Source organism: Neorhizobium sp. S3-V5DH (assembly GCF_004343065.1).
GTDB lineage: Bacteria > Pseudomonadota > Alphaproteobacteria > Rhizobiales > Rhizobiaceae > Neorhizobium > Neorhizobium huautlense.
Genome location: NZ_SMCL01000017.1, coordinates 96,642 through 118,660, shown reverse-complemented (window position 1 = coordinate 118,660; position 22,019 = coordinate 96,642). Strand labels below are relative to the sequence as shown.

Annotated in this window: 28 protein-coding genes; 9 read left to right on the top strand and 19 right to left on the bottom strand. The window is 60.1% G+C overall.

Annotated features, from left to right (window positions below; genetic code table 11):
* From EDE09_RS20820 to EDE09_RS20810, 3 genes are all read left to right on the top strand, one after another.
* Positions 1-213 (top strand): type IV secretory system conjugative DNA transfer family protein (locus tag EDE09_RS20820; RefSeq protein WP_165924249.1); only part of this gene is annotated, 213 nt, incomplete at its 5' end.
* Between the two features lie 194 nt (positions 214-407).
* A complete protein-coding gene (locus tag EDE09_RS20815) occupies positions 408-1,337 on the top strand; it encodes a HEPN domain-containing protein (protein ID WP_132412757.1) in 930 nt (309 codons plus the stop codon).
* 125 nt (positions 1,338-1,462) lie between these two features.
* A complete protein-coding gene (locus EDE09_RS20810) occupies positions 1,463-1,729 on the top strand; it encodes a WGR domain-containing protein (RefSeq protein ID WP_132412769.1) in 267 nt (88 codons plus the stop codon).
* A 260-nt stretch (positions 1,730-1,989) separates the two neighbouring features.
* On the opposite strand, the gene EDE09_RS28865 is transcribed toward EDE09_RS20810, so the two are convergent.
* Together EDE09_RS28865 and EDE09_RS28315 are read right to left on the bottom strand one after the other, a co-directional pair.
* Entirely contained in the window at positions 1,990-2,115 is a 126-nt protein-coding gene (locus tag EDE09_RS28865) for a hypothetical protein (RefSeq protein WP_280952550.1), read from the bottom strand.
* A gap of 260 nt (positions 2,116-2,375) precedes the next feature.
* A complete protein-coding gene (locus EDE09_RS28315; RefSeq protein WP_165924248.1) occupies positions 2,376-2,546 on the bottom strand; it encodes a hypothetical protein in 171 nt (56 codons plus the stop codon).
* Between the two features lie 46 nt (positions 2,547-2,592).
* Between EDE09_RS28315 and EDE09_RS28310 the strand changes: the two genes are divergently transcribed.
* The 3 genes from EDE09_RS28310 (at position 2,593) to EDE09_RS20800 (ending at position 4,090) form a co-directional block, all read left to right on the top strand.
* Positions 2,593-2,742, top strand: a complete 150-nt coding sequence (locus EDE09_RS28310; RefSeq protein WP_157949114.1) for a hypothetical protein — start codon at positions 2,593-2,595, stop codon at positions 2,740-2,742.
* A gap of 188 nt (positions 2,743-2,930) precedes the next feature.
* Positions 2,931-3,344, top strand: coding sequence for a SyrB-like regulator (locus EDE09_RS20805; RefSeq protein WP_105374722.1), 414 nt, complete (start codon positions 2,931-2,933; stop codon positions 3,342-3,344).
* A gap of 164 nt (positions 3,345-3,508) precedes the next feature.
* Entirely contained in the window at positions 3,509-4,090 is a 582-nt protein-coding gene (locus EDE09_RS20800; RefSeq protein ID WP_105374721.1) for a hypothetical protein, read from the top strand.
* A gap of 62 nt (positions 4,091-4,152) precedes the next feature.
* Here the strand turns inward: EDE09_RS20800 and EDE09_RS20795 are convergent, their stop codons facing one another.
* On the bottom strand, positions 4,153-4,461 hold the full coding sequence (locus EDE09_RS20795) for a DUF736 domain-containing protein (protein WP_132412755.1): 309 nt from the start codon (positions 4,459-4,461) through the stop codon (positions 4,153-4,155).
* 462 nt (positions 4,462-4,923) lie between these two features.
* Between EDE09_RS20795 and EDE09_RS28305 the strand changes: the two genes are divergently transcribed.
* Complete coding sequence (locus tag EDE09_RS28305) at positions 4,924-5,097, top strand: hypothetical protein (protein WP_165924247.1); 174 nt, start codon at positions 4,924-4,926, stop codon at positions 5,095-5,097.
* A gap of 3 nt (positions 5,098-5,100) precedes the next feature.
* On the opposite strand, the gene EDE09_RS20785 is transcribed toward EDE09_RS28305, so the two are convergent.
* The gene (locus EDE09_RS20785) at positions 5,101-6,024 is read right to left on the bottom strand and encodes a zincin-like metallopeptidase domain-containing protein (protein ID WP_105374717.1); all 924 of its coding nucleotides are present in this window, start codon (positions 6,022-6,024) and stop codon (positions 5,101-5,103) included.
* Positions 6,025-6,296: 272 nt separating this feature from the next.
* Complete coding sequence (locus EDE09_RS20780) at positions 6,297-6,884, bottom strand: hypothetical protein (RefSeq protein WP_112796853.1); 588 nt, start codon at positions 6,882-6,884, stop codon at positions 6,297-6,299.
* Here EDE09_RS20780 and EDE09_RS28300 point away from each other — a divergent pair.
* Positions 6,883-7,038 carry a hypothetical protein gene (locus EDE09_RS28300; RefSeq protein WP_157949113.1) on the top strand — a complete coding sequence of 52 codons (156 nt, stop codon included), beginning with the start codon at positions 6,883-6,885 and terminating at the stop codon, positions 7,036-7,038. The genes EDE09_RS20780 and EDE09_RS28300 overlap by 2 nt on opposite strands.
* 200 nt (positions 7,039-7,238) lie before the next feature.
* Here EDE09_RS28300 and EDE09_RS20775 read toward each other — a convergent pair whose 3' ends face one another.
* Positions 7,239-7,580: a hypothetical protein gene (locus tag EDE09_RS20775; RefSeq protein WP_207914876.1), complete on the bottom strand. Its 342-nt coding sequence runs from the start codon at positions 7,578-7,580 to the stop codon at positions 7,239-7,241.
* Between the two features lie 109 nt (positions 7,581-7,689).
* On the opposite strand from EDE09_RS20775, the gene EDE09_RS28975 reads away from it, so the two are divergent.
* Positions 7,690-8,088 (top strand): hypothetical protein, encoded by a 399-nt coding sequence (locus EDE09_RS28975; RefSeq protein ID WP_157949111.1) that lies wholly within the window; start codon positions 7,690-7,692, stop codon positions 8,086-8,088.
* A gap of 32 nt (positions 8,089-8,120) precedes the next feature.
* Here the strand turns inward: EDE09_RS28975 and EDE09_RS20765 are convergent, their stop codons facing one another.
* The 13 genes from EDE09_RS20765 to EDE09_RS20705 form a co-directional block, all read right to left on the bottom strand.
* Positions 8,121-9,380 carry a TRAP transporter large permease subunit gene (locus tag EDE09_RS20765; protein ID WP_132412751.1) on the bottom strand — a complete coding sequence of 420 codons (1,260 nt, stop codon included), beginning with the start codon at positions 9,378-9,380 and terminating at the stop codon, positions 8,121-8,123.
* Positions 9,377-9,907, bottom strand: coding sequence for a TRAP transporter small permease subunit (locus EDE09_RS20760; RefSeq protein ID WP_132412749.1), 531 nt, complete (start codon positions 9,905-9,907; stop codon positions 9,377-9,379). The genes EDE09_RS20765 and EDE09_RS20760 overlap by 4 nt, the downstream gene beginning before the upstream one ends.
* A gap of 26 nt (positions 9,908-9,933) precedes the next feature.
* Complete coding sequence (locus tag EDE09_RS20755) at positions 9,934-10,938, bottom strand: TRAP transporter substrate-binding protein (RefSeq protein ID WP_105374678.1); 1,005 nt, start codon at positions 10,936-10,938, stop codon at positions 9,934-9,936.
* Between the two features lie 98 nt (positions 10,939-11,036).
* Positions 11,037-11,789 carry an SDR family oxidoreductase gene (locus EDE09_RS20750; RefSeq protein ID WP_132412747.1) on the bottom strand — a complete coding sequence of 251 codons (753 nt, stop codon included), beginning with the start codon at positions 11,787-11,789 and terminating at the stop codon, positions 11,037-11,039.
* Between the two features lie 47 nt (positions 11,790-11,836).
* Positions 11,837-12,856, bottom strand: a complete 1,020-nt coding sequence (locus tag EDE09_RS20745; RefSeq protein WP_207914879.1) for a transketolase C-terminal domain-containing protein — start codon at positions 12,854-12,856, stop codon at positions 11,837-11,839.
* An 11-nt stretch (positions 12,857-12,867) separates the two neighbouring features.
* Complete coding sequence (locus tag EDE09_RS20740) at positions 12,868-13,722, bottom strand: transketolase (protein ID WP_105374681.1); 855 nt, start codon at positions 13,720-13,722, stop codon at positions 12,868-12,870.
* A gap of 109 nt (positions 13,723-13,831) precedes the next feature.
* On the bottom strand, positions 13,832-14,818 hold the full coding sequence (locus tag EDE09_RS20735; protein ID WP_132412743.1) for a LysR substrate-binding domain-containing protein: 987 nt from the start codon (positions 14,816-14,818) through the stop codon (positions 13,832-13,834).
* Positions 14,819-14,948: 130 nt separating this feature from the next.
* Entirely contained in the window at positions 14,949-15,842 is an 894-nt protein-coding gene (locus EDE09_RS20730) for an amidohydrolase (RefSeq protein ID WP_132412767.1), read from the bottom strand.
* Between the two features lie 78 nt (positions 15,843-15,920).
* Entirely contained in the window at positions 15,921-16,880 is a 960-nt protein-coding gene (locus EDE09_RS20725; protein ID WP_105374683.1) for a substrate-binding domain-containing protein, read from the bottom strand.
* Between the two features lie 22 nt (positions 16,881-16,902).
* A complete protein-coding gene (locus EDE09_RS20720) occupies positions 16,903-17,874 on the bottom strand; it encodes an ABC transporter permease (RefSeq protein WP_105374714.1) in 972 nt (323 codons plus the stop codon).
* 17 nt (positions 17,875-17,891) lie between these two features.
* Positions 17,892-19,355, bottom strand: a complete 1,464-nt coding sequence (locus EDE09_RS20715) for a sugar ABC transporter ATP-binding protein (RefSeq protein ID WP_105374684.1) — start codon at positions 19,353-19,355, stop codon at positions 17,892-17,894.
* A 282-nt stretch (positions 19,356-19,637) separates the two neighbouring features.
* Positions 19,638-20,471 (bottom strand): SDR family oxidoreductase, encoded by an 834-nt coding sequence (locus tag EDE09_RS20710; protein WP_132412765.1) that lies wholly within the window; start codon positions 20,469-20,471, stop codon positions 19,638-19,640.
* A gap of 82 nt (positions 20,472-20,553) precedes the next feature.
* Entirely contained in the window at positions 20,554-21,972 is a 1,419-nt protein-coding gene (locus tag EDE09_RS20705) for a coniferyl aldehyde dehydrogenase (RefSeq protein WP_132412741.1), read from the bottom strand.
* Positions 21,973-22,019: the final 47 nt, after the last annotated feature.

Sequence of the window (22,019 nt, the reverse complement as noted above, 5' to 3'; positions counted from 1 at the left end):
TTCCAGACGGTGGCGCGGGCGCTCGATTCCGAACAGTCGGGGCTTTCCTTCAGCCAGCACCATACCGGCCGGCCTTTGTTGACGCCGGACGAGGTTCGCAACATGGCCGAGCAAAACCAATTGCTGTTCCTGGCAGCGCGACGCCCGATCATCGCGAGCAAGCTGCGGTACTATGAAGATCAGGAGTTCAGGGGACGATATGATGCAATCTGAACCGTCACTCCTTCGACCGATCTGGCGCGAAGGCCCAGGCAGCATCCTGAAAGTGGCACCCCATCTTCAACCTGCTGGCGGGCCTGGTCTTCCGGTTGTATATCCTTGACGGACCAAACCGGGGATGATGATTGACGGGCAGTCAGGCACTGGTTTGCGAGCGGTGCTTTTTTTAAAAGGATACGGCACGACGAATGGATACGAGCGGTGGCGTGACTGACAACGAAGCCTTGAACCATCTTCCCGACCGCAAGCGTCGCGAGCTTTCGCGCGCCTTGAAGATCATCTTCGAGGAGTTCGAAACCGCGCAGCAGTCAAGGCTTTCTGAAAAACAGGAGGCCGGGCGGATCCTGAAGGTCATTTTGTTTGGTTCCTATAGCCGCGGCGGCTGGGTGGAGGATCATAAAAGCGGTTACCGCTCCGATTACGATATTTTGGTCGTCGTCAACATGCATAGCGTCGCGGAAGAAAACGAGCTCTGGCATGATGTCTCCGATCATTTTTTGCGCGAGCTATTGGTGACGAAGACGATCGAGACGCCGGTCAATGTCATCGTGCACACGCTTCAAGACGTGAACGACCAGTTGGCGCGCGGACGGCCGTTCTTCATCGACATCATCCGTGATGGCATCATGCTCTATGAGAAGGAAGGTCATCCGTTTGTGGCGCCGAAACCGCTTAGCGAGGAGGAAGCCAGGGAGGAGGCAGAAGGATATTTCGCAGAGTGGTTTGGTAGCGCCAGTGACTTCTACGACCAAGGCCGATATGCGGTCGAGAAAGAGCGCCCTAAGATCGCTGCATTCGAATTCCATCAAGCCACTGAACGTCTTTACCACTGCGTCCTCCTCGTCCTCACTCTCTACAGCCCGAAATCGCACCGGCTGAAGTTCCTCCGGTCTTCGGCAGAACGGATCGAGCCGCGGCTGATCGAGGCATGGCCGCGCGATACCAAGTTCGCCCGCCGCTGTTTCGAGCGGCTTGATCGTGCTTATGTCGATGCCCGCTACTCACCGCATTACGAGATCACCGAGGAAGAACTCCGCTGGCTGATCGAACGGATCCAGGTACTGCAAAACCTGGTCGAGCAGATCTGCAGGGAAAAGCTGGACGGGCACGTAGCATAGCGTCGCGGATATTGGCCGTCTGAGACGCGTGCCCGCCGGAAAACATCACCAATTTGAATCGGTCGCGACAGACCGATTCAAAACTGTCGTTGGACGTTCTCCTTCCGTTCGACGATCTTCTCCGCATGCTCACCCAGCCCTACCAGCTCTACGTCGAACGAACCGATCCCGCGAAAAATATGGCGCGGTTTTATGCTTTGGCGATCTCGGAGACGCTGTTCGGGGAACCCTGCCTGATCAGGCGATGGGGACGAATAGGCGCGTCCGGCAGATCCATGGTTCATGCGTTTCCCAAAGAAGAAGATGCCGTCAGGCTGTTCCTCGAGGTCATCAAGAGGAAGCGTGCGCGTGGCTATCGCCCGACGACGGCAACTCCCTGTCGAATTTATTGATTTCGAGGTTTCCCGCGGCGGCTTTCGCGATGGCGGTAATCGGGTGAACCGCACCAGCATCCCCTTCAGCTGTGCGTACTGAAGCTGAAGCTTGCTCGCCAATTGCGCCCGCAGCACCCTGATTTCTTCATCAAGGCTTATCGCGTCGTCAAAAAGCGGCGGGAACGTCCGCCGAGCTCTGCGGAACGACGTCAAGCACGTCAACCTTCTTGCCACGTCTGCGAGGACCTGGCTTTACATCATGACGAAGCGACGCGGGTTTACGTGACAACGCCTCCGGCGATGTTCAGACCGAGTTTGCCCTTGCGGAAAAAGTGACTGACGACCTTGCCAAGGGTGCGAAGACGGCGGCCGGTGGCGCTGAGGAATTTTGCGAGCTGTCGCATCATGGATCTCCTTTTGATTGCGGTTCATTACGGGGATGAAGAGCGGACGGGAAAGGAGGGCTGCACCCACAGGGCTGAAGCGGAGCGGAGGACCTGATGGCGACTGAATCTTGATGCGCGAGGAGCGTTAAGCGGGGAAAATTCTGGCGTCATCAGGTTGCAGCCAGACGCCCGGGACGCACCACCACTGATGTCAATAAAATGGGATCGACAGGAGATCTGCGACAGCGTGTGATGAAGACGCGGTTTGACGCCGCCCCTCAGAACGGTGGCTCGGCATCGACGCGGCCGTCCAGCTCCGCTATCGCGACCGTCAGTTCGGCCTGTGCGAGATCGAGCTCGGCTTCGATCAGGCGGCGCTCGCAACGATCGAGAGCGTTTCGCAATTCGGCCCGAAGTTCTTCGATCTTGCATTCGAGTTCGTAGGTCATCGTCTGATCTCCTATGTGAAAGACGATCAGCGGCGCCGGATAGGGAATGACGATGTCAAGGAGCGCTGAAGCGACCGGCAGCGCCGGGGAGTGGGGGAGCCGATTTCGTGTTGGCGGCTCTGCTGCCAATTCGAAATTGGGGGAACCGCTCATCCTTGACGACGGCAATCCGGTCGGCATCATCGTCGGATACTGAGCAGGTTTTTCCTCCTCTCCGTATGGCACCCAAAAAAGCCGGACCTCGCTCGATGCGTGGTCCGGCTTTGATCTCATGGTAGAGATGGCGACCTGGCAAACGCCGAATGCACGCGAAACACCGCTTTCCGCATTGACTTTAAGTAACGGCGAATCAAAAGCTTGGCGGCCTAACAGAGGAGAACACTGATGGCCGACGAAACCACGATTGAAGCATCTGCCGCGACAGAAACGCCAGCCCCTGCCCCCGCTGAGAAGAAGACGCGCAAGCCACGGACGCCGAAAGCTGTCACTAAGGCCAGCACCGTCGATGCTACCTCTGCACCGGTAGAAAAGCCGGCCAAGAAAACACGTGCCAAGCGTGGCTCCAAAGTGGTTCCGGTCAAGGCGGAAAAGCCGGTTGCCACACCGAAGGCGGCCGCCAGTCGCGCGCGCCGCGTTGGAGCTGCTGCGTCCGCTCCGGTCGCTACCTCTGTTGACGTCATCGACGATATCGCCGACCTCATCAAGCTTGAGGAAGAGAACAAGCAGCTTCGCAAGGAGCTCTCCGAAAAGCTGCGCGCAGAGAATGCAGATCTGCGCAAGCGCCTTGGCAAGGGCTGATTTCGGCTTTTTTTGAGCGGCGCCACCTATTCCATGCGATGGCGCCGCCGACCTTTCGTATGATTGACCGAGATCAATGCGGTTTTGGTGACAATGAATGACCGCGGCAATATCCCCGCCGCCATGCTTTGAAGGTAAATGCGATGAGAACACCATGGAGATTTGTGGCTGACCTGGTGTCACGTAAACCGAAACCAGATAGCCATGACGAGAGCCCAGCAGTCGCGCCGAAGACCATTGCTCTCGAGTACAGACCCTCCCTCGAAGAGGAACACCCGGACATTGAACCAGCGGTGCCCGACCGCTCCGCGGAGGCCGACTCCGAGGCGCAAGTCGAGGCAAACCTGCGCGACCCAGATACTGACTCGACGGACATCGAAACGGCGACACCAGTTGTAGCGAAAGCTCCTGCGGCCCCAGCCAGAAACGAGGAGCCGGCAGCGCTCCCCCCATCGCAAGAGCCTGACGAGAAGCCGCCTGCTCCCAAGCCGACCCGAGCTGCCGAAACACCGGTCGAGCGAGCGCCGGCACGCCAAAAGAAGATTAAGCCGATCGTGGAGCCGGTGGTTTCCGTCGCCCAAACCGACGAGGTCGCCCCTGCCGTCGCTGCCGGCCCGAAATCTTTCGCGGATGAAATGGCTAACCTGGATGTGGAGGTCGATGCGTTGCGGCGCCAGCTTGCAAAGAAGCTCATCGAGCAGAACGCGCAACTACGCAAGATGCTCGCCAGGTTCGACGCGCGGTAATCGCGCGTCCCCATTCCGATAAGGGAAAAGGCTCCGCCGGTGGCGGAGCCTCGTGATCTTGATCAATCCCGGTTCGGGCGGGACGAGATTAGCTGGATGCCGTCTTCGCCTTCGACTTCGGCGAGTGTTGCGTAGATTGGAGCCGGGAAGCTCGGATCGTCGAGTTTAACCGAGAGGTAGTCGCGGCCCTCACCGGAGGTCTTCTGCCAGGCGACGCCTAGTTCAACGCTCCCGGCGTAGACGCGGAACTGCGGGCCCTTGTCGGACGGGTTCTCGACGCGGGCGATGCGGGCTTTGACGTTGAGGGCGAGAGTGCGGATGGAGCCAGTGAAGCCGTTTTCGGTGGAGGTGAAGGTGCCGATGGTTGCCATTGTCGTATTCCTTTTCTCGTATTCGGGCCGCGCCCATCGCGGTCTCGATGGCTGTCGCAAAGACCGGTGACGATCGGACCGCACCTGATAAGGCCGGAATGAAATGGAGGGCGGCAACTGCCACTTTTGTTAGTGGGAGAGGAATGGCGGCGCAGCCGACGGGGGTAAGAAAAGTGGTCGTGGCCGTTGCGGGAAAACGATCGAGGCGCAGCCGGTCTCCGGTCAGACATGCCTCATCGAGCTCGCAGATGGGTTGCCGGCAACTCCGACGGGAAGGGATATGGCAGTGGCGTCCCGCCGCATTTCCCTCGGTCAGGAATAGTAGCCTAGGCCCTGCCTCACTTGCACCGCCGTCGTTGCCTGCTTCAATTGGGGAAACGAGCTCCACGTAGACATCGGCCGGCTTGTCCAAGACGCCTCGTGCGATATCGTTGCACCCGCGAATCGTAGCCTGGAGAACCAATGCGTCAGCAGACCAAGCCGTTCATCGTCGAACGCAAGCCGTCCCGTAAACCCAAACCCGACACCGCAAAACCGTCGATCTGGGGAAGGCTGGATGCTGACATTGCACAAGGTCTCAGGGACCAGCGTGATACGGATCACGCGGCCGCCACCGGTGGTGACGACCGCGCTTGAGCATTAGGCCGCAGCCATCAAATCCGCTTCCGGCTGTAAGGAATGCAGAAAGCTCACTGCCTGCTGCGCATGGGCGGCCGCCTGGAAAATTGCTCGCTTGTCGTTGGCCAGCACCGATAGCCACGACTGCAGATACGATGCATGATCCGGCCGCGGCTCAAGTTCCGGCGCGATACCGAGGTCAGCGCACAGGAAGCAGCTGCCGAGTTCGGCAACAAGTTCTTCCCGCGCGCGCTCCGTCCGGTCCTTGGCATAGCGGGACAGGTCACGTCCGACGCGATGCGCTGCCGCTGTCCAGTGCGTCGCCTCATGACTGAGGACGGCCGCGTACCCGGCAGCATCGCGAAACGCCTCGAAGGGCGGCATCTGGATATAGTCCATGACCGGCGAATAGTAGGCTTGATTGCCGCCGTGCCGGATGACTGCGCCGGTATTGCGGAAAAAGCGATCGGCACTCTTGATCCGGTCGATCGGATCAAGAACCTTGGCCGGCGGCGCATAGTAGCCATCGGGCAAACCCTCGATCTGCTCCACATTGAACACCGAATACGCCTTCAGGAACGGGATCTCCCGATCGACTTCGTTGCCGTTTCCGTCGGCTTCGGACTTGGTGAAACGGCTGGCGAAGACAACGGTCGAGCCGGTCTCGCCCTTGCGCACGGCCCCGCCCAGTTCGAGCGCCTGCTTGAAGGTCATCCACATCGACGAGGCGAAGCCGCGCGACATCTGCTCCGACCATAGGAGGAGCACGTTCATGCCCGAGTAGGGAACGCCGTTGTGGCGCACCGGCCGGCTTATGCGACCATTGGTGTTGGCGGCGCTCCACGGCTTCATCCAAGTACGCACGCCTTGTTCGAGATCCTCGACAATCCGATCGGTGATCCGCGCATAGATGTCGACGCGGTTGGAATCCGTTTTCCTGCTCATGACTTCTTTCTCCATTAGGATAGCGCCTATCGCGGTCCGTCACGGAGGTCCGAACTCAGGGGCCGATGGTGTGGCCATGCACCGGAACGGCCGCAACAGCGTGGAGGACGGCAAAGCCGTTGCATGGGCGCCCGGCTCCTGCAGGACCGCCGAGCGGGGCGGGTCGCGATAGGCGCGTCTCCAGTTTTCCTTTTCGGCATGAGAAAAGCCGGCGCTGTAAGCACCGGCCTTGGACCAGGAAAAGAAGGCGGGGTGCGACCCCGCCAAATGAGTTATCCGAATGCAGCCATCTGAACTTCGGCCGCTTTGCGGTCGAGCGATGCGCCCGGGTTTTCGACCGGCCGGTCGAATGGTTTCCAGCTCTCGCCGACGACCTGTTCGTAAGCCGCCACCGCGCCCTCGGCTGCCATGCGCAGCGGATGGGACTGGATACCCATGTCAGCCGCGAATTCCCGCTTGCGTTGTGCGGCGCTGTCATAGCCGACCGGACCGTCGAGATCCTCGTCGCGGGCATCGTTGGATGCCTTGGCCGTTGCGTCGCGCGCCTCGGTGACGACGCGCGAGTAGAACTGCCCGACGCCATGCGCCGATCCGACGAAGGCCCCGACGATGCGCTGCAGATGGATCTGCATGGCCCGCTCGCCCAAGCCTTCGGAGAGGCTGTCGGCGGTTTCGACGATCAGCCGCTCATGCAGGCTGCGGATGCCTTCGCTGTCGACAACCGTGGTGCCGAAGCTTTCGGCGATCTTGAGCGCCTGGGCCGCATCGGGGCATGTGAGACGGACCATTTCGAGTGTTGCTCCTTTGCGAAGTTGCGAGATCCGTGCGTTGGAGCGGTTTGAAGTTGCTGGCTTGGCCATGGCTGTTCCTTCCTTGGCTGCCGAAGCGGTTCCGGCCCGTGCCGGTCTGCCCTTCGATGCGGACGACCAGAACCGGCAAAGGACGGGCGGCTTCACAGGTCCGATCCGGCTGAGCCAGCAGGGCCGGTCTGCGGGCAAGCAGGTTTTGACCTGAGCAGACGGCGAGCCTGCCCTCGCGCAGGGAGGCTGGGTCGGCCGCCACGCGGCGCGACAGCGGCCTTGAAACGCCCGGCCGCCGGTTCAGACCGCAGCGAACAAGAAGGGCAGTCCAGCACGGCCCGATATCTGGCTCTAGCGGGGAAGGAACAGACGCGGCCAAACCCGCCACGCCGACGACATCGAAGCCGGGCAAGTTCAGCACCAGTGGCTACGTTTCCGGGCCTGCCTATGTCGGCGGACAATGCAAAGGTCGCTCGTCGCGATGCTGCAGTTCACCGATGACACTCTCTGCATCGCCAGCCTGCGGCGGATCATGTCGAGTTCGACCCAACGCTCGAAGGTGAGGCGGTCGACGAGCTCCTGATGGCAAGTACGACGACCCGATCGGCGACGCGCTCGGCTCAGGGCTTTCACCGTCGTCGTCTGCCTTCCCGCGCGCGCTGTAATTTGCCGGGTGAGACATTCCAGATGCCGCTGGATCTCTCGCCGGTCGACGATTGCTTTTGCCAGCGGTTTCGAAACGCGGACATTGATCATCGCCCATCCCCCGGTCGCCGGCGGCCGATGAAGGAGGATGGTCTGTCGACGGATAAACCGTCCGCACTGCTTGCAAACTCCACCCCCGAAAAATAAGGGGTGGGTGCTGGTGCTGCCACGTTCGACGGGGAGACGGCGCTCACGCTGCATCCCTCTGATCGAAGTCGGCATCGTGCTCTTCGTGGTTAGAACAGTCTGTATCCTGCACATAGTATTGGTCCGCTTCCTCGTCGATCTTCCCTTCCTGGACTTCAGCGGAGTCGTCAGCATCACCGTCGTCGTCGCACGGCGCCGCGCCATTGACGGCCGTGGCAGAATTTGCCCGGATCCAATCGAGCAACTCGCCGGCTGGCGGTGCGAAGCGCGCCGACGCATGAACGAAGTGCTCGTTAGAGAAATGCTCGACGTGCGCTGCGGGGTTTCACGAACCTTGGGCCGAGGCTGCACGGATGCCTCGGCGCACGATGCTTCCAGTGCCTGGCGGGACAAGCACAGGAGGAGCGTCTGAGGCGTCGACTGTAGAACGCCCCAGATACTCTGTCAGTAGACGGTCAACGCCGGAATAAAACTCACAGCCAGCAACAGAAGTATCGCCATCGTGAAGAACGGCACGAGTTCCCGCGTTGTTTCGCCAAGCGGAGACTTGGCGATCGACGACGAGATGAACAGCGTGGTTCCGATCGGAGGCGTGTAGAGACCTATACCAAGATTGATAACCATCATCAGCCCAAGTTGCACACGGTCGAGGCCGATGGCATCAGCCAGCGGCACGAAGATAGGGCCGAGCAACAGAATCGCCGGTGGCATGTCGAGCGGCATGCCAACGATCAGCATGATGATGTTCATCATCAGGATGATGGCGATGGGGCTCGAGATATTGCTAGCAACCCAGTCGGCCATGTGCTGCGGCGCCTGATCGAACGTCAGCACCCAGCCGACCGCCGCACTCCCCATGATCACGAGCATGACCACACCAGTCCCGACACCGGCTTCCACGACGTTCTCGCAGAAGCGCTTCCATGTGAGATCTCGGTAGAACAGTAGACTGAGAAGCAGTGAGTAAACCACAGAGAGCACTGCGACTTCTGTCGGCGTTGCGAAACCGAAGCGTAAGAGCAGGATGATCAGGATCGGCAGAAGAATGGCCGGGAAGCTCTTAGTCGCGAGAGTCGCCAGCTCCCGCCCGCCGAGGCGGGACTTCTCCGTGGGATAGTTCCGGCGCACCGAGACGAACCAGCAGACGAGGACGAAGCTCGCCGCCATAATCAGTCCGGGCAAGATGCCGGCGATGAACAGGTCCCCGACGCTGACCCCGCTGACCAGGGCGTAGAGGATCATTGGGATCGACGGCGGGATCAGCACGTCGATGACCGAGGAGGTCGCATTGTTGGCGGCACAGAGCGCCGGCGGATAGCCGTGCTTCTTCTGCCAGGGGATCAGCACCGACCCCAGGGCGCTGGCATTGGCGACGGCCGATCCAGAGACGCCACCGAACACCACGGACGAAACGACGGTGGTCGAGAGGGGACCGCCCCGCCAGCGCTGCATCGCCTTGGAGGCGAGTTCGAGCAATTGCCGACCGAGTTCTCCGCCGAGCATCAGCGTGCCCGCCAGCATAAAGAACGGCAGCGCCAGCATGGGAAAGGACTGGGTCTGATCGTAGATCTGCTGGGCCACGATCGAGAGCGGTAAATAACCGTTGAACAGCACCGCGATGCCGGCGGAGATTATCAGGGCGTACCCGACAGGGACTGCCAGAACCATGAGGATGCAGAAGGCGGCGATCATGATGAGCGTCATAGCGGCACATCCTCTAACTTGAGTTCAATCCGGTGCTCCCAACCGCGCCGGAAGACACGGGCCGTGGCAGCGATCGTCACCAGGGCGACGAGCAGGGCACCAATTGCCAGCGCGTAGTAGCCGACGCTGTTCGGGATACCGAGCACGGGGCTGCTTTCGACGCTGGCAATTTCGGCCACCAGGACCGCCTGATAGGCGAGAACCACAAACGACAGGACGCTGATCGCGCCTGCCAGGGCGAAGGCGCCAAGCCGGGCGGTCCCGGTCAGCTTGTCGTAGAGCCACTCGACGGCCATGTGGCCGCCCATATTCGCGGCCAGCACGATCCCTGACAGGATGAACCAGGGAAAGATCAGCATCGGTAGTTCCTGTGCGAAGGAAAAGCCGCCGCTGCTGAGCGCGTATCGGGCCAGGACGTTCGCCGTTGTGACGACGGTCAGCGCGATGCCGCTGGCAATGACCATGAAGCGTGCGAACTTCACGGTCAGAAGCGCCAGAATGTCGAGGGACCTCAAAAGAGTAGACATGGGAAGCCTCCGGCTTGGCTTTGTCATCAGCCGCGTGCGGCAGCTTCGATCTGCTTGACGAAGTCCCCGAACGGCTTCTGTTTCCAGTTTTCCGCAACGGTTGCTGTCGCCTTGACGAAGGCCTCGCGATCGACTTCCGTCACTTCAACCGCCGAATTCTTCTTGAAGGCCTCCAGCACCTGCGCCGACTTCTCGAGCGACAGCTTGCGCTGCAGGTCCCCGGCCTCCTTCGCGGCGGCGCGAACGGCCTCCAGATCGGCACCGAGCCGCGCCTCGGCGATTTTGGACATCAGGAATGGCGTCGATTCCCACTTGTGCGCGGTGAGGCTGATGAAACGGTTGACCTCGAACAGCTTGGAGCTTTCGATATTGGCAAGCGGGTTCTCCTGCCCGTCGACGACACCCTGTTGAAGGGCGATGTAGAGTTCGCCAAAAGCAATCTGTTCCGTGCTCGCCCCGAGTGCATGGAAGATGTCGATGGTCATCGGATCGGCGGGCGTGCGAATTTTCATGCCCTTGAGGTCGTCCGGCGTGGCGACCTTGCGTTTGGAATTGGTCAGGTGGCGGATGCCGTTGTCCCACCAATCGAGCGGAACGACACCGACGGCCTCGAAGCGCTTGTTGAGATCCTCGCCGACGGGACCGGCGAGCACGCGCATGGCCGCCGCAGTGTCGGCAAACAGGAAAGGCAGGCCGAGAGCGGCGAGTTCCGGCACGATCGCCGAGGTCGCCCCCTGGCTGTTTGCGGTGAAGTCGAGCGCCCCGGTGCGCAGGCTGGTCAGCATGGCGGAGTCGCTGCCGAGCGTCTCGGCGCCGGCGACATTGATGGTCACGCGGCCCTCGGTCTTCTGTCCAACGAGTTCGGCAAACTTTGCCGCAGCCACGGTGCGGGGATTGCCCGGCGCAGCGCCATGGCCGAGCGTGAGAGTGGTCGCCGCACGGGCCGGACGAATGCCGGAGACGATGGCGGGGGCCGCAAGAGCCACGCTGGCACCGGTCAGGAATGTCCGTCTGTTGATGTTCATATGCATATCCTCCTCCTTGGTGTGATGTTTAAGGGCGAAGCGAGGCTTCGCCTAGGCCGTCTCCCTCCTCTTGAAAGACGGCCATCCTGTTGACCTGGATCAATTCAATGGATCAGTGATCCTCCGTTCACGTCGACCTCAGTGCCCGTGCAATAGGACGAAAGCTCGGACGCCAGGAACAGCGCGCAGCCGGCGACATCGGAAGCTTCACCTGGACGTCCCATCGGAATGCCTTCCACGATTTTCTCCAGCATGTCGGGCGTCAGCTTGCCAGCCGTGATGTCGGTTGCAATGAAGCCCGGGCAAATCGCGTTGACACGCACATTGGCGGGCGCCAGCTCGCGGGCCATGGCCTTGGTCAGCCCGAGTATGCCGGCCTTGGCTGCGGAATAATGCGGGCCGCCGAAGATGCCGCCGCCACGCTGGGCCGAAACCGAGCTGAGGTTGACGATCGAGCCGGACTTTTGCTCCCGCATGCCAGGAATGACCGCCTGGCTCATGTAGAGCGTACCACGCAGATTGACGTCGAGAACGGCGTCGTAGTTGGCAGGACCGATCTCCATGAACTTCAACGGTTGCGTGATGCCGGCATTGTTCACGAGAATGTCGACACGGCCCCAGCGCTTCAGGAGTTCGGCAATGGCCGCATCGCAGGCGGCCTTGTCAGTCACGTTGCACGCCAGGCCAACATGATCCGGGCCGAGATCGGCAGCGGCACTGTGTGCGGCCTCCGCATCTAGATCGAGAATGGCGACTGTAGCTTCATGTTCGGCGAACAGTTTCGCAGTGGCCTTTCCAAGACCACGTGCCGAGGCAGCCCCCGTCACGACGGCAAATTTTCCCTTCAGAAGGCTCATGGGCCCTTCTCCTCCTTGTCTGCTGTTTGAAGAAATGAACTTGCTGGTTAGAGCCAGCCCTTGATCTGCTCGATGACCTTGCCGACCGAGATGCCGTACATCTCGTGCAGCGTCGGCAACGCGCCCGCCTCCAGGAACGCGTCCGGAAGGCCGATCATGCGGAACCGTGGAGCAATGCCGCGCGACAGAAGACCGGCGGCGACGGCCTCGCCCAGACCGCCCATGAGCGTGTGGTTCTCTGCGGTGACGACCAGTCGTCCGCCCTTGGCGGCTTCGGCAGCGATGGTTTCGAGGTCGAGCGGCTTGATGGTCGGGCAATGCAGAAGCGCCACGTCCACCTTGTCATCAGCGAGCTTCACGGCCGCATCGAGCGCGCGCATGGTCATAAGGCCCGTGGAAATCACGAGGACGTCCTTGCCCTCGCGGATCATATGCGCCTTGCCGAGCTGGAACCGATAGTCCGGCTTGTGCTTCTTGATGACCGACGGCACCTTGCCGCGCAACAGGCGGGAGTAGATGGGCCCATCATGCGCGATCATCTGCGGGATCATGCCGAGGATATCGTCAGCGTCACAGGGATCGATCAGCGTCATGTTCGGCAGGCCGCGGAAGATCGCAAGATCCTCGGTTGCCTGGTGGCTCGGTCCATAGCCCGTCGTCAAACCCGGAAGGGCGCAGACGATCTTTACAGGAAGGTTTTCCTCGGCGATCGCCATGGCGATGAAGTCGTAGGCGCGACGCGAGGCAAAAACGGCATAGGTCGTGGCAAAGGGAATGAAGCCTTCACGGGCGAGACCTGCGGCAGCCGACATCAGCACCTGCTCGGCCATGCCCATTTGGTAAAAGCGGTCAGGCATCGCCTGCTGGAAAATATGGAGGTCGGTATATTTCCCGAGATCGGCGGTCAGGCCGACGATGCGCTCATCCTTGCGCGCGGCATCGACGAGAGCGTTGCCGAACGGGGCAGCGACGGTGTCATACCCTTCGGCAGCCAGAGAGGCGATCATCGCGGAGGTCGCCTGACGCTCCCCTTCAGGCGCTTTGCGGGCTTCGTATTTGCGGGCCATTGATGCGAGGGTCATGCCGGTTTTCCTTCTTCCAGAACTGCGAGCGCCTTGTCCCATTCGTCCGCTTCGACGCGGACGAAGTGAGTGATTTCGCGGCTTTCGAGGAAGGGGACCCCTTTGCACATGGTGGTATCGAAGATGATGACGCGCGGCTGGGGCTCCTTGACCGCGCGTGCCTTGTCGAAGGCCTCGACGACTGCGGCGAGATCGTTGCCATTGACCCTCTGGGCGTGCCAGCCAAAGGCTTCCCATTTCTCGGTCAACGGTTCGGAGCACAGCATCTCGGTCGACTTACCGTCAGCCTGCTGGTCGTTGAAGTCGACGAGGCAGATCAGGTTGTCGAGCTTGTGGTGGGCGCCGGACATCGCCGCCTCCCAGGTGGAACCTTCGCCCAGCTCGCCATCCGACATCAGGTTGTAGACGAAGGCGCGATTGGCCTTCCGCTTCAGACCCATTGCCATGCCGACGGCAATGCCGAGACCGTGGCCGAGCGAACCGCCGGTAATTTCCATGCCAGGTGTGTAGGATGCCATGCCGGACATCGGCATGCGACTGTCATCCATCCCATAGGTCTGCAGTTCATCCTCAGGCAGGATGCCGGCTTCCATCAGAACGGCATAAAGAGCGATGGCATAATGCCCGATCGACAGGAGGAATCGGTCTCGCCCCTCCCACTCGGGGTCTTCGGGACGATAGTCCAGAGCGTGGAAATAGGATGCGGCAAGGACGTCGGCGATCCCGAGCGCCTGTCCGATATAGCCCTGCCCCTGAACCTGCCCCATGAGCAGTGCTTTGCGACGAATATTCCATGCACGCAGCTCCAATGAAACATTGGAACGCGCGACAGCGCGGCCAGCCAAATTCATGTTTTCCTCCCGGCATTCGCTACAGCCAGAGATAGCACCGTCGCCGGAGGATTGATTTTAAGAAAAGTGAAAGACCTCTGTAGGCCACCTTAATGCTAAGACGAAAGCCTTATAGCCCCCAAGGTTTCACATCGATCAGGTCGGTCGCCGAACCAATCCGGAAACGGCACCCCAGATCTTTGAGGTGGGCCCGGGCAGCGTCGTCATGCAGCTTGCAAGCGTTCGTCATCCAGGTCTGGAAACGCTGGACGATGCGTCGGCTGAGATGTCGGGACGGACACACCAGCCAGTAGGCCGGAAAATCGATCACCTCATAGGCCGTCGAAAACGGGACCAGTTCTCCCCTCTGCAATTCGCCGAGGCAGAGGCTTACACTGTCGAGAGCGACCCCACCTCCCTGCTTAGCCATCTCGATCGACATGGAGGATCGGTCGAAACGGAGCGGATAGTTGACCTTCGGAATATCGATCCTGTTGGCCGCAAGCCAGAGATCCCAGCGATAGAGTGTTTTGACGCTGTCGATCAGGCGCGCGCCCGCAAGCTGACGAGCGGGATCAGGATCGATCTGGCGCAAACGTTCCAGATAATCAGGGCTGCAGAGAGGCAGAACCAGATCGTGCATCAGCGGCGTCACGGCCACGCCGCTCCAGGTACCCAACCCATATCTCAGGTCGATATCGACACTTTCCGTTTCGAATGCAGTAAAGTCCGGCGTCGCATCGATACGGAGATTCCAGTCCTCGTTTTCTGCAGCGAAGGCGCCGACCCGAGGCCCCAGCCAGCGCACACCGAAGCTCGGGCTGACGCGGATGACGAAATTGCGTCGGTCCCGTTGAAATGAAACGGCAGAGCGGGCGTTGCGTATGGCGCTGAAGGCTTGGGTGGTTGTCTGGAACAGGCGGTCGCCGTCCAGCGTCAGCACCAGACGACCTTTCTCACGGCGGAAGAGCTTCACGCCAAGTTGCGCCTCAAGGAGCGAAAGCTGTTGGCTCACCGCCGAGGGAGAAATGCCAAGTTCTTCGGCCGCCTTGGTCACGCTGCTCAAGCGGGCAACGGCTTCAAAATACTCGGTCGCTTTGAGATTGAGATCACGCATCCGCGAAGCTTATCTGAAGGCTGAACGGCGTTCCACCGTGCGAACCGCTGAAAAAGAAAGGCGGCTCCCCAAAGAGTTGCCGCCTGTCGAGTTGACCTTGGGAGGTTACATGCACCTGCTGATGCAAGGTTCAGATCCGGTAGAACTTTTCCGCATTGTCGTGGAAAAGCTTCATGCGATCCTCCAGCGTATAGCTTGCCGTAATCTCGTTGAAGGCATTGAAAATGGCGTCATACGAGGAGAACAGCTTGTCGACGGGGAAGTTCGACGCAAACATGCAGCGATCCACTCCGAAGATCTCGATCGCCGACTCGACGTAAGGACGAATTGATTCCGTCGTCCAGGTGAAGTCACCCATCCCGAGGCCGGAGATCTTGCAGGCGACGTTGGGAGCCTCAGCAAGCTTTTGCATGCTCTTGCGCCAGCCGTCAAAATGAGACGGACCATCCACCTGCATGCCGGTATGGTTGAGGATGATCTGCGTATCGGGGAAATCGCGCGCCAGTTCGAAGAACTCTTCCATCTGCCAGTAGTAGAGTTGCAGATCGTAGGAGAGGTTACGCTTCACCAGTTCCTTGAAACCGCGGCGCCATTCCGGGGCGCGGCTGACCTCAGCTCGATCCAGATAAGTCTTGGCGGGGTCGGTGTGAAAATTCATCGACTGCCGGATACCGCGAAAGTTCTTGAACTGCATGTGTTCATCCAGAAGGTCGGCCACATCAGCTTTGCGAAAATCCGCATAGCCGACGATCCCGTGAGGGAAGCCGCAGCGATCGGCGATGTCCTGTAGCCATCGCGTTTCGCCCACCGGATCTTTGGGATCGTAACCGACGTCGAGATGCACAGATTTGACCAGGTTCTGGTTCTTCGCATCCTCGAGGAAGTCCTCGATCAGATAGTCGTGAATGATGGCCGAGTAATCCCCGAAGGCTGACGGCTTAGCGCCATCGTTCAGCCAGGGATAGTAGTTGTTGGTGATGTCCCACAGATGGTGATGGGGATCGATCAAGGGAATGTCGTTCATCGCGATGCCGATCAGAGAGAGAGGTGAGCCGGAAACCGGAGGGACCGGAGGCATCTTTGATACCTCCGGTCGAATGGATCACTGCGGGAAAACGCGCGCAATCACCTTTTTCGCGTCCTCGGAGTCGATGTCGGCAGCCTTCACCAGCGGCATCACGAGCGCCATGTTCTGCGTTGTCTTTTCACCCTTCAGAGCCTTGTACACTTGCTCCGTCGCATCCATGCCCTGACCGACAGCTTCCTGGAAGAAAATGCCCTGGATGGCGCCGTCCTTCAGCAGTTGGATGGTCGTCGGGCTGCCATCTGCAACGGTGACGCCGATCTTGCCCTTTAGGCCGCGGGTTGCGAGGGCCTTGGCAGCGCCCGTGCCCGCCTGGTCATACATGCCATAGATTGCCTTGACCTTGGGATGGGCGGTCAACAAGTCGTTCGCCTGTGTGACGGCCTCGTTGATCGTCAAGCCCTTGGTTTCCAGCATCTGCACGAGCTGACAGCCATTGGCGTTGAAGGCTTCCTGAGCGCCCTTCAGATACTTCTGCGCGTTTTCACGGTCCTGCGGCAGGGAGAGCATGCCGACTTCCGAGCCACCGCGCTCCTTGGCGAGTTCGCAAGTGTACTTGCCCTGGGCAAGACCGGTTTCGTAGTTATTGGCCGTGACCGAAGAGGTGAACTTGGTCTCGCCGGGCTGCGGGCCAATGCCAGCGAAAGCGATCGGGACTTTCTGCTGCGCAAGATAGTTCAGAAGCGGCGGGGTTGAGGTCGAGCTGACCGGACCGATGACGATGGCGTTGACACCACGGGTGACGGCAACGCGGGCGTTGTCCATCTGCTTGGCCGGTGAGTTTTCCGAGGTGTACTCGACATAGTCCATGCCCAGCTCCTTGGCCTTCTGCTGCACGCCATGTGCAACCCACTGCCAGTAGTCGATGTCTAGCGACGGTGCGATATAGGCCACCGTAAACTTCTTGTCTTGTGCGTGAGCCCCCTGTGCGACAAGCACGGCTGCGGCCATGGCAATTGCTTTAACGATCGTTTTCATCTTTCTCCTCCTCCTTGAGTGATTATCGATGACTGAACCTGTCAATGAGCACGGCGACGAGGATTGCGAGCCCCGTCACGGATCCCTGCCAGAAACTGTTGATGCCGATGAGATTGACCCCGTTCTGAATGATCGTGATCATCAGGGCGCCGAGCACGGCACCGATGGCGGACCCTGATCCGCCAGAGAGGCTAGCCCCGCCGATGACGACGGCGGCGATCGCCTGAAGCATGAGGGACGCTCCCGCCGTCGCCTCTGCATTGAGAATGTAGCTGACGGTCAAGAGGCCGGCGAAGGACGCCATCGTGCCCGAAATTACATAGGCCGCGAAGCGCGTGCGCTTGACCGGAATACCGAGCAGATAGGCGGCCATGGGTGAGCTGCCGACCGAATAGAACCAGCGTCCGGCCGTCACCTTGCGCAGCACGAATTCCAGCGCCACGGTGAAAATCAGACAGAACAGGATGAAGTTCGGCAGGCCCGGTATGAATTCACCGCTGTTGAACAGCCAGTAGTCTGGCGAGTTCACGCCGAGCGAGCGGCCGTTGGTCACGATGAAGGCCAGTGATGCCGCAACCGCATAGGTGATCAGGGTGACGACGAAGGGCGCAAGCCCCACCAGGGTGATCAGTGCCCCGTTTATCGATCCGAACACAATCCCGACACCCAGCCCGGCAAGACTTGCGCTGATATCACTGAACCCGTTCGCCATGGCGAGAGCCGTCACCATGCCCGTCAGCGAGAAGATGGAGCCCACAGACAGATCGATGCCGCCGGTGATGATGACGATCAACACGCCAAGCGACATGATGACAAGGGGAGCCGAGGCCTGGAGGATATTGGCAAAATTGCCGGAAGACAGGGCAGCCGGCACGAAGAAGCCGACGCCGACAAGCAGAACGACACAGGCAATGGCGATGGCGAGTTCCGACCGGTAGACGGACAGGAGTGAAGGCGACTTCGGCGGCGGCGCCGTTTTGTCATTCGAGGTCATGGATGTTGCTTTCGTCGTCATGCGGCCATTCCCGTCAGGTCAGCCAGTGCGTCTTCGTTGAACTGATCCTGTGGGAGCAGTCCTTTGGCGCGGCCTTCCGTGTCGAAGGCGAGGATTTCGTCGCAGAGCTCGAGCAGCTCGACATTTTCGGTCGACCACCACACGACGATGGTGCCCTGCCCGGCCATGTTGCGGATGAGCTCGTAGATTTCGCGTTTGGTGCCGATGTCGACGCCCCGGGTCGGCTCTTCGAAGACCACCATCTTCAGAGGCATACCGAGCCAGCGCGCGACGAGCAGCTTCTGCTGGTTGCCCCCGGAGAGCGTCGACGGCAGATCCCAGATCGAGCCTGCCTTGAGCTTCAGCGCCTTGACGAGACCGAGGCACTCGTCACGCTCGGAGCCGCGGACCAGATGGCGACCTTCGCGCACCCGTCGGGATGCCAGCACGTTGTCGACAATCGGCAGTTGGGAAAGCACGCCCTTTAGACGTCGATCACCGGACACGTGGCCGATTCCCAGTTGCACCGCCTGACGCGGCGATGTGGGTCGCTTCGGCCAATCCTTAGCGTCGACCTCCCAATCTGCATTGGCGGCTGTTCCGTTCAGCACTGCAATCAAGCGCGACGGCCCGGCAGGTGCACCGGCAAGACCAAGGATCTGGCCCTTCAGGACGGGGACGGAGGTCTCGGGTCCGCGCAAGACGACACCGCCTCCCGCCTGGTCGAGCACCCGCTTGTCGCGCTCGACGCTGCGCTCTGTCGGTTGCCCCATCTGATGAATGATCTCGTTGTCACTCAAGTGGGTCAACGGCAGAGCATCGATGACGGTCATGCCGTCGCGAATGATCGTGCAGACATCGCAGAGCTGCCGGATCTCCTTCATGCGATGCGACACGAAGACGATGCCAATATTCTTCTCAGTCGCCAGCCGCCGCAGGACAACGAATAGTCGCTCGGTTTCGCCTGCCGTAAGGTTGGCGGTCGGCTCGTCCAGAAGTAGGACTTCGGCGCCCGTGGAGAGAGCCCGCGCGATTTCCACGATCTGCCCCTCGTGCATCGAGAGTTCCGACGCCTTGCGATGCAGGGCGTGATGGGCGAGATGGGGGTCGATCAGACAAAGGGCCTCATGCGCCCGGGCAGCTTGCGACCGGTTGCGCACCAGTGTTGCCGCCGATGCGGCGTGGACAAGCGCGATATTCTCGGCGACGGTCAGGTCGGGAAGAAGGGCGAGCTCCTGGTGCACCACCGCGATTTTCGGAATGCCGCCCCTCGGTGATGCCAGCACAACGTCGCCATCGTCCTTGCGCACGGCACCCGTGATGATCCGGATCATCGTGCTCTTGCCAGCACCATTACCACCCAGAAGGGCGTGAATCTCGCCCGGGAGTACGGTAAAGTTGACGCCGCGGAGCACCTTCGTGGCCCCGAAACCCTTCATCAAATTTCGAACCGAGATCAGCGCCGTCTTATTGCTGTCCATCGTCACCCATCCCCACGACACGAGCATCGACGTACGGGAGCAACGGCAACAGACCGTATTTTTTATCTAGCATCCAGTAGTCCTCCCAAAAGTGAAATCTAGTGAGAGGCTGAACCTTCAGATAGTTATTAAAGTTAAAGGGGTATTAAGCACAGCTGAATACCTAGGAAGGATGGAATAAAGTAACCTTTAGCCTTAGAGCCAGACACGGCGGCCGGGAACCCGCGTTGAAAAGTAGCGAGGCGGTAGGCGACGGATACCCCGCCGCCTCACCTCAATACATCATCCCCCCGTGACGCTTTTCATGACGGATCGCTGCATCGAGCGAGGTGTCAGGCGATTTGAAAACACAATGATGTTGTTCATGAACCCTGGGAGGACGGATGCTTTTCCTTTCGCCAGCGCCCGCAGACCGGTTTCAGCGGTCGGACGCGCCTTCATCGTCAGAAAACGTAGCACTGGCGACACCGGCGCGCTGGCGGCTGCATCAAATCCAGTTTCTGTGTGGCCGGGGCAAAGACAGGTAACAGTGACGCCGCGAGGGCGCAGCTCGTGGTGAAGTGCTTCTCCGAAGGAAAGAACGTAGGCCTTGGTAGCGGCATAGGCGGCAAACCCAGGAACAGGTTGGAAGGATAGAATGCTTGCAATGAGGAGAATCTGTCCATCTCCGCGGGCTGCCATGTCCTGCCCAAAGATAAAGCTGAGTTCTGTTACCGCCGTGATATTGAGCTGTATCATATCGGTCGTGCGCTCCAAGGTGGTGTCCAGAAAGTCCCCATGCAGCCCATAGCCCGCGTTGTTCACCAGGATATCGATCTGCAGCGACTTGCCGTCCAGACTGTTTTTCAACTGAGCGGCAGCGCCAGGGACTGCGAGATCGATTGGTTCAACAACGACCTCTACTCCGTATTTCTGGCGAAGCTCAGCAGCGATCTTTTCCATCGGCTCCCTTCGCCGGGCTGCGAGCACCAGATTGATCTTCTGTGCTGCCAGAAGGTCGGCATATTCGAGGCCCATGCCACTGGATGCACCGGTGATCAGCGCGCGCCTTGCGGCGCCGGAATGCGATTTCCCTGCGAATGTCTTTGAGGTTTGAGCGTGAGTAACGTTTTGCATTGAATTATCCTTTCGATCGCTTCGTGACGTGGCGTGTCGGCGAAAGCGAAGCTCCCCGAGCACGCCCTTTGAGTTCGAACTTTCATCGGAGTAGGACCTTGAGGATCCGTTCGGCCAGTATTCCGTATGGGGGCTGGAGCAGTTTCACGATGTTCCACCGCCCCTGCTCATAGATGCCCTTGGCATGGCTCAGTCGCCTGAAGCCCTCGATGCCGTGATAGGCGCCGATGCCGCTTTCGCCGATACCGCCGAATGGCAGGTCATCCTGCGCCACGTGCATAATCGTGCCGTTGATCGTGACGTTGCCCGATGTGGTGCGGTCGAGCACCTCTCGCCGTTCCGCAGAGTCTCCACCGAAGTAATAAAGTGCGAGCGGTCGGGGACGGGCGTTTACATAGTCGATCGCTTCACCGATTTTACGATAGGGAAAAACCGGCAGGATCGGACCGAATATCTCCTGGTGGGCGATCTTCATTTCGTCGGTGACGCCCAGCACAACCGTCGGCGCGAGCGTATGCGGACGGCGGGCGGCCTCGCCCGGCTGGTGGCCGACCTCGATAATCTGCGCGCCATGGGCTCGGGCATCCTCGATCAAGTCGATAAGAGTCCCATACTGCCGGTCGTTGACAATCGACGTATAGTCCTCGCTGGTCGGACCGCCGGGATAGGCCGCCTTTACCAGCCTGTCGAAACTCGCGACAAACGTATCGACTTCGGACTCATGGACCATCGCATAGTCAGGTGCGATGCAGGTCTGCCCGCCACTGAGGAGCTTCCCCCAAACGATGTCTGACACAAAACGATCCTGAACACCGCCCTTGGCGACGATTGCCGGGGACTTCCCGCCAAGCTCCAGGGTTACGGGTACGAGATTGTCGCTCGCCGCCTTCATCACCGCGCGCCCTACGGCGGTACTGCCGGTGAAAACGAGGTGATCAAAGGCAAGTGAAGAAAAGACCGGACCGTCGCCCTCGACGAGCGCGACCTGTTCCTCAGTAAAGATTTCTCCGAGCATCGAAGCGATGAGGGCATTGGTGGCAGGCGTCACATTCGACGGCTTGAGCATGACGCGGTTTCCCGCAGCAACCGCGGTAATCAACGGCATCAGAGACAGCTGAACGGGATAGTTCCATGGCGAGATGACACCAACCACTCCAAGCGGCTGATAGTCGATCCGGGCGCGCCCAAACTGCATGTGAAGGGCAACATGACGTCGCTCAGGCTTCATGAAGCGGCGCAGGTTCTTGTGGAGATAGTCAATGCCGCCGACGACCCCGTAGATTTCCATGATGGCTGTCTCCTGTCGGGCCCGGTGACCGAAGTCGGACGAGATCGCCGCCTCGAACATTTGCCGCCGGCTGATCAGGGCACTCTTGAGTTTGGCGAGAGAGGCACGCCGCTCGGCAAGCGATGTTGCACCGTCGCGCAAAAATGCGGTTCGCTGGGCAGCGAGGATGCGGCCCATACGCTCGGCGTCTGTAATTTTTTCTATGGCGTTCATGGCACACCCCGATGTAGACAAAAGAAACATTGAGATCTATATAGGTC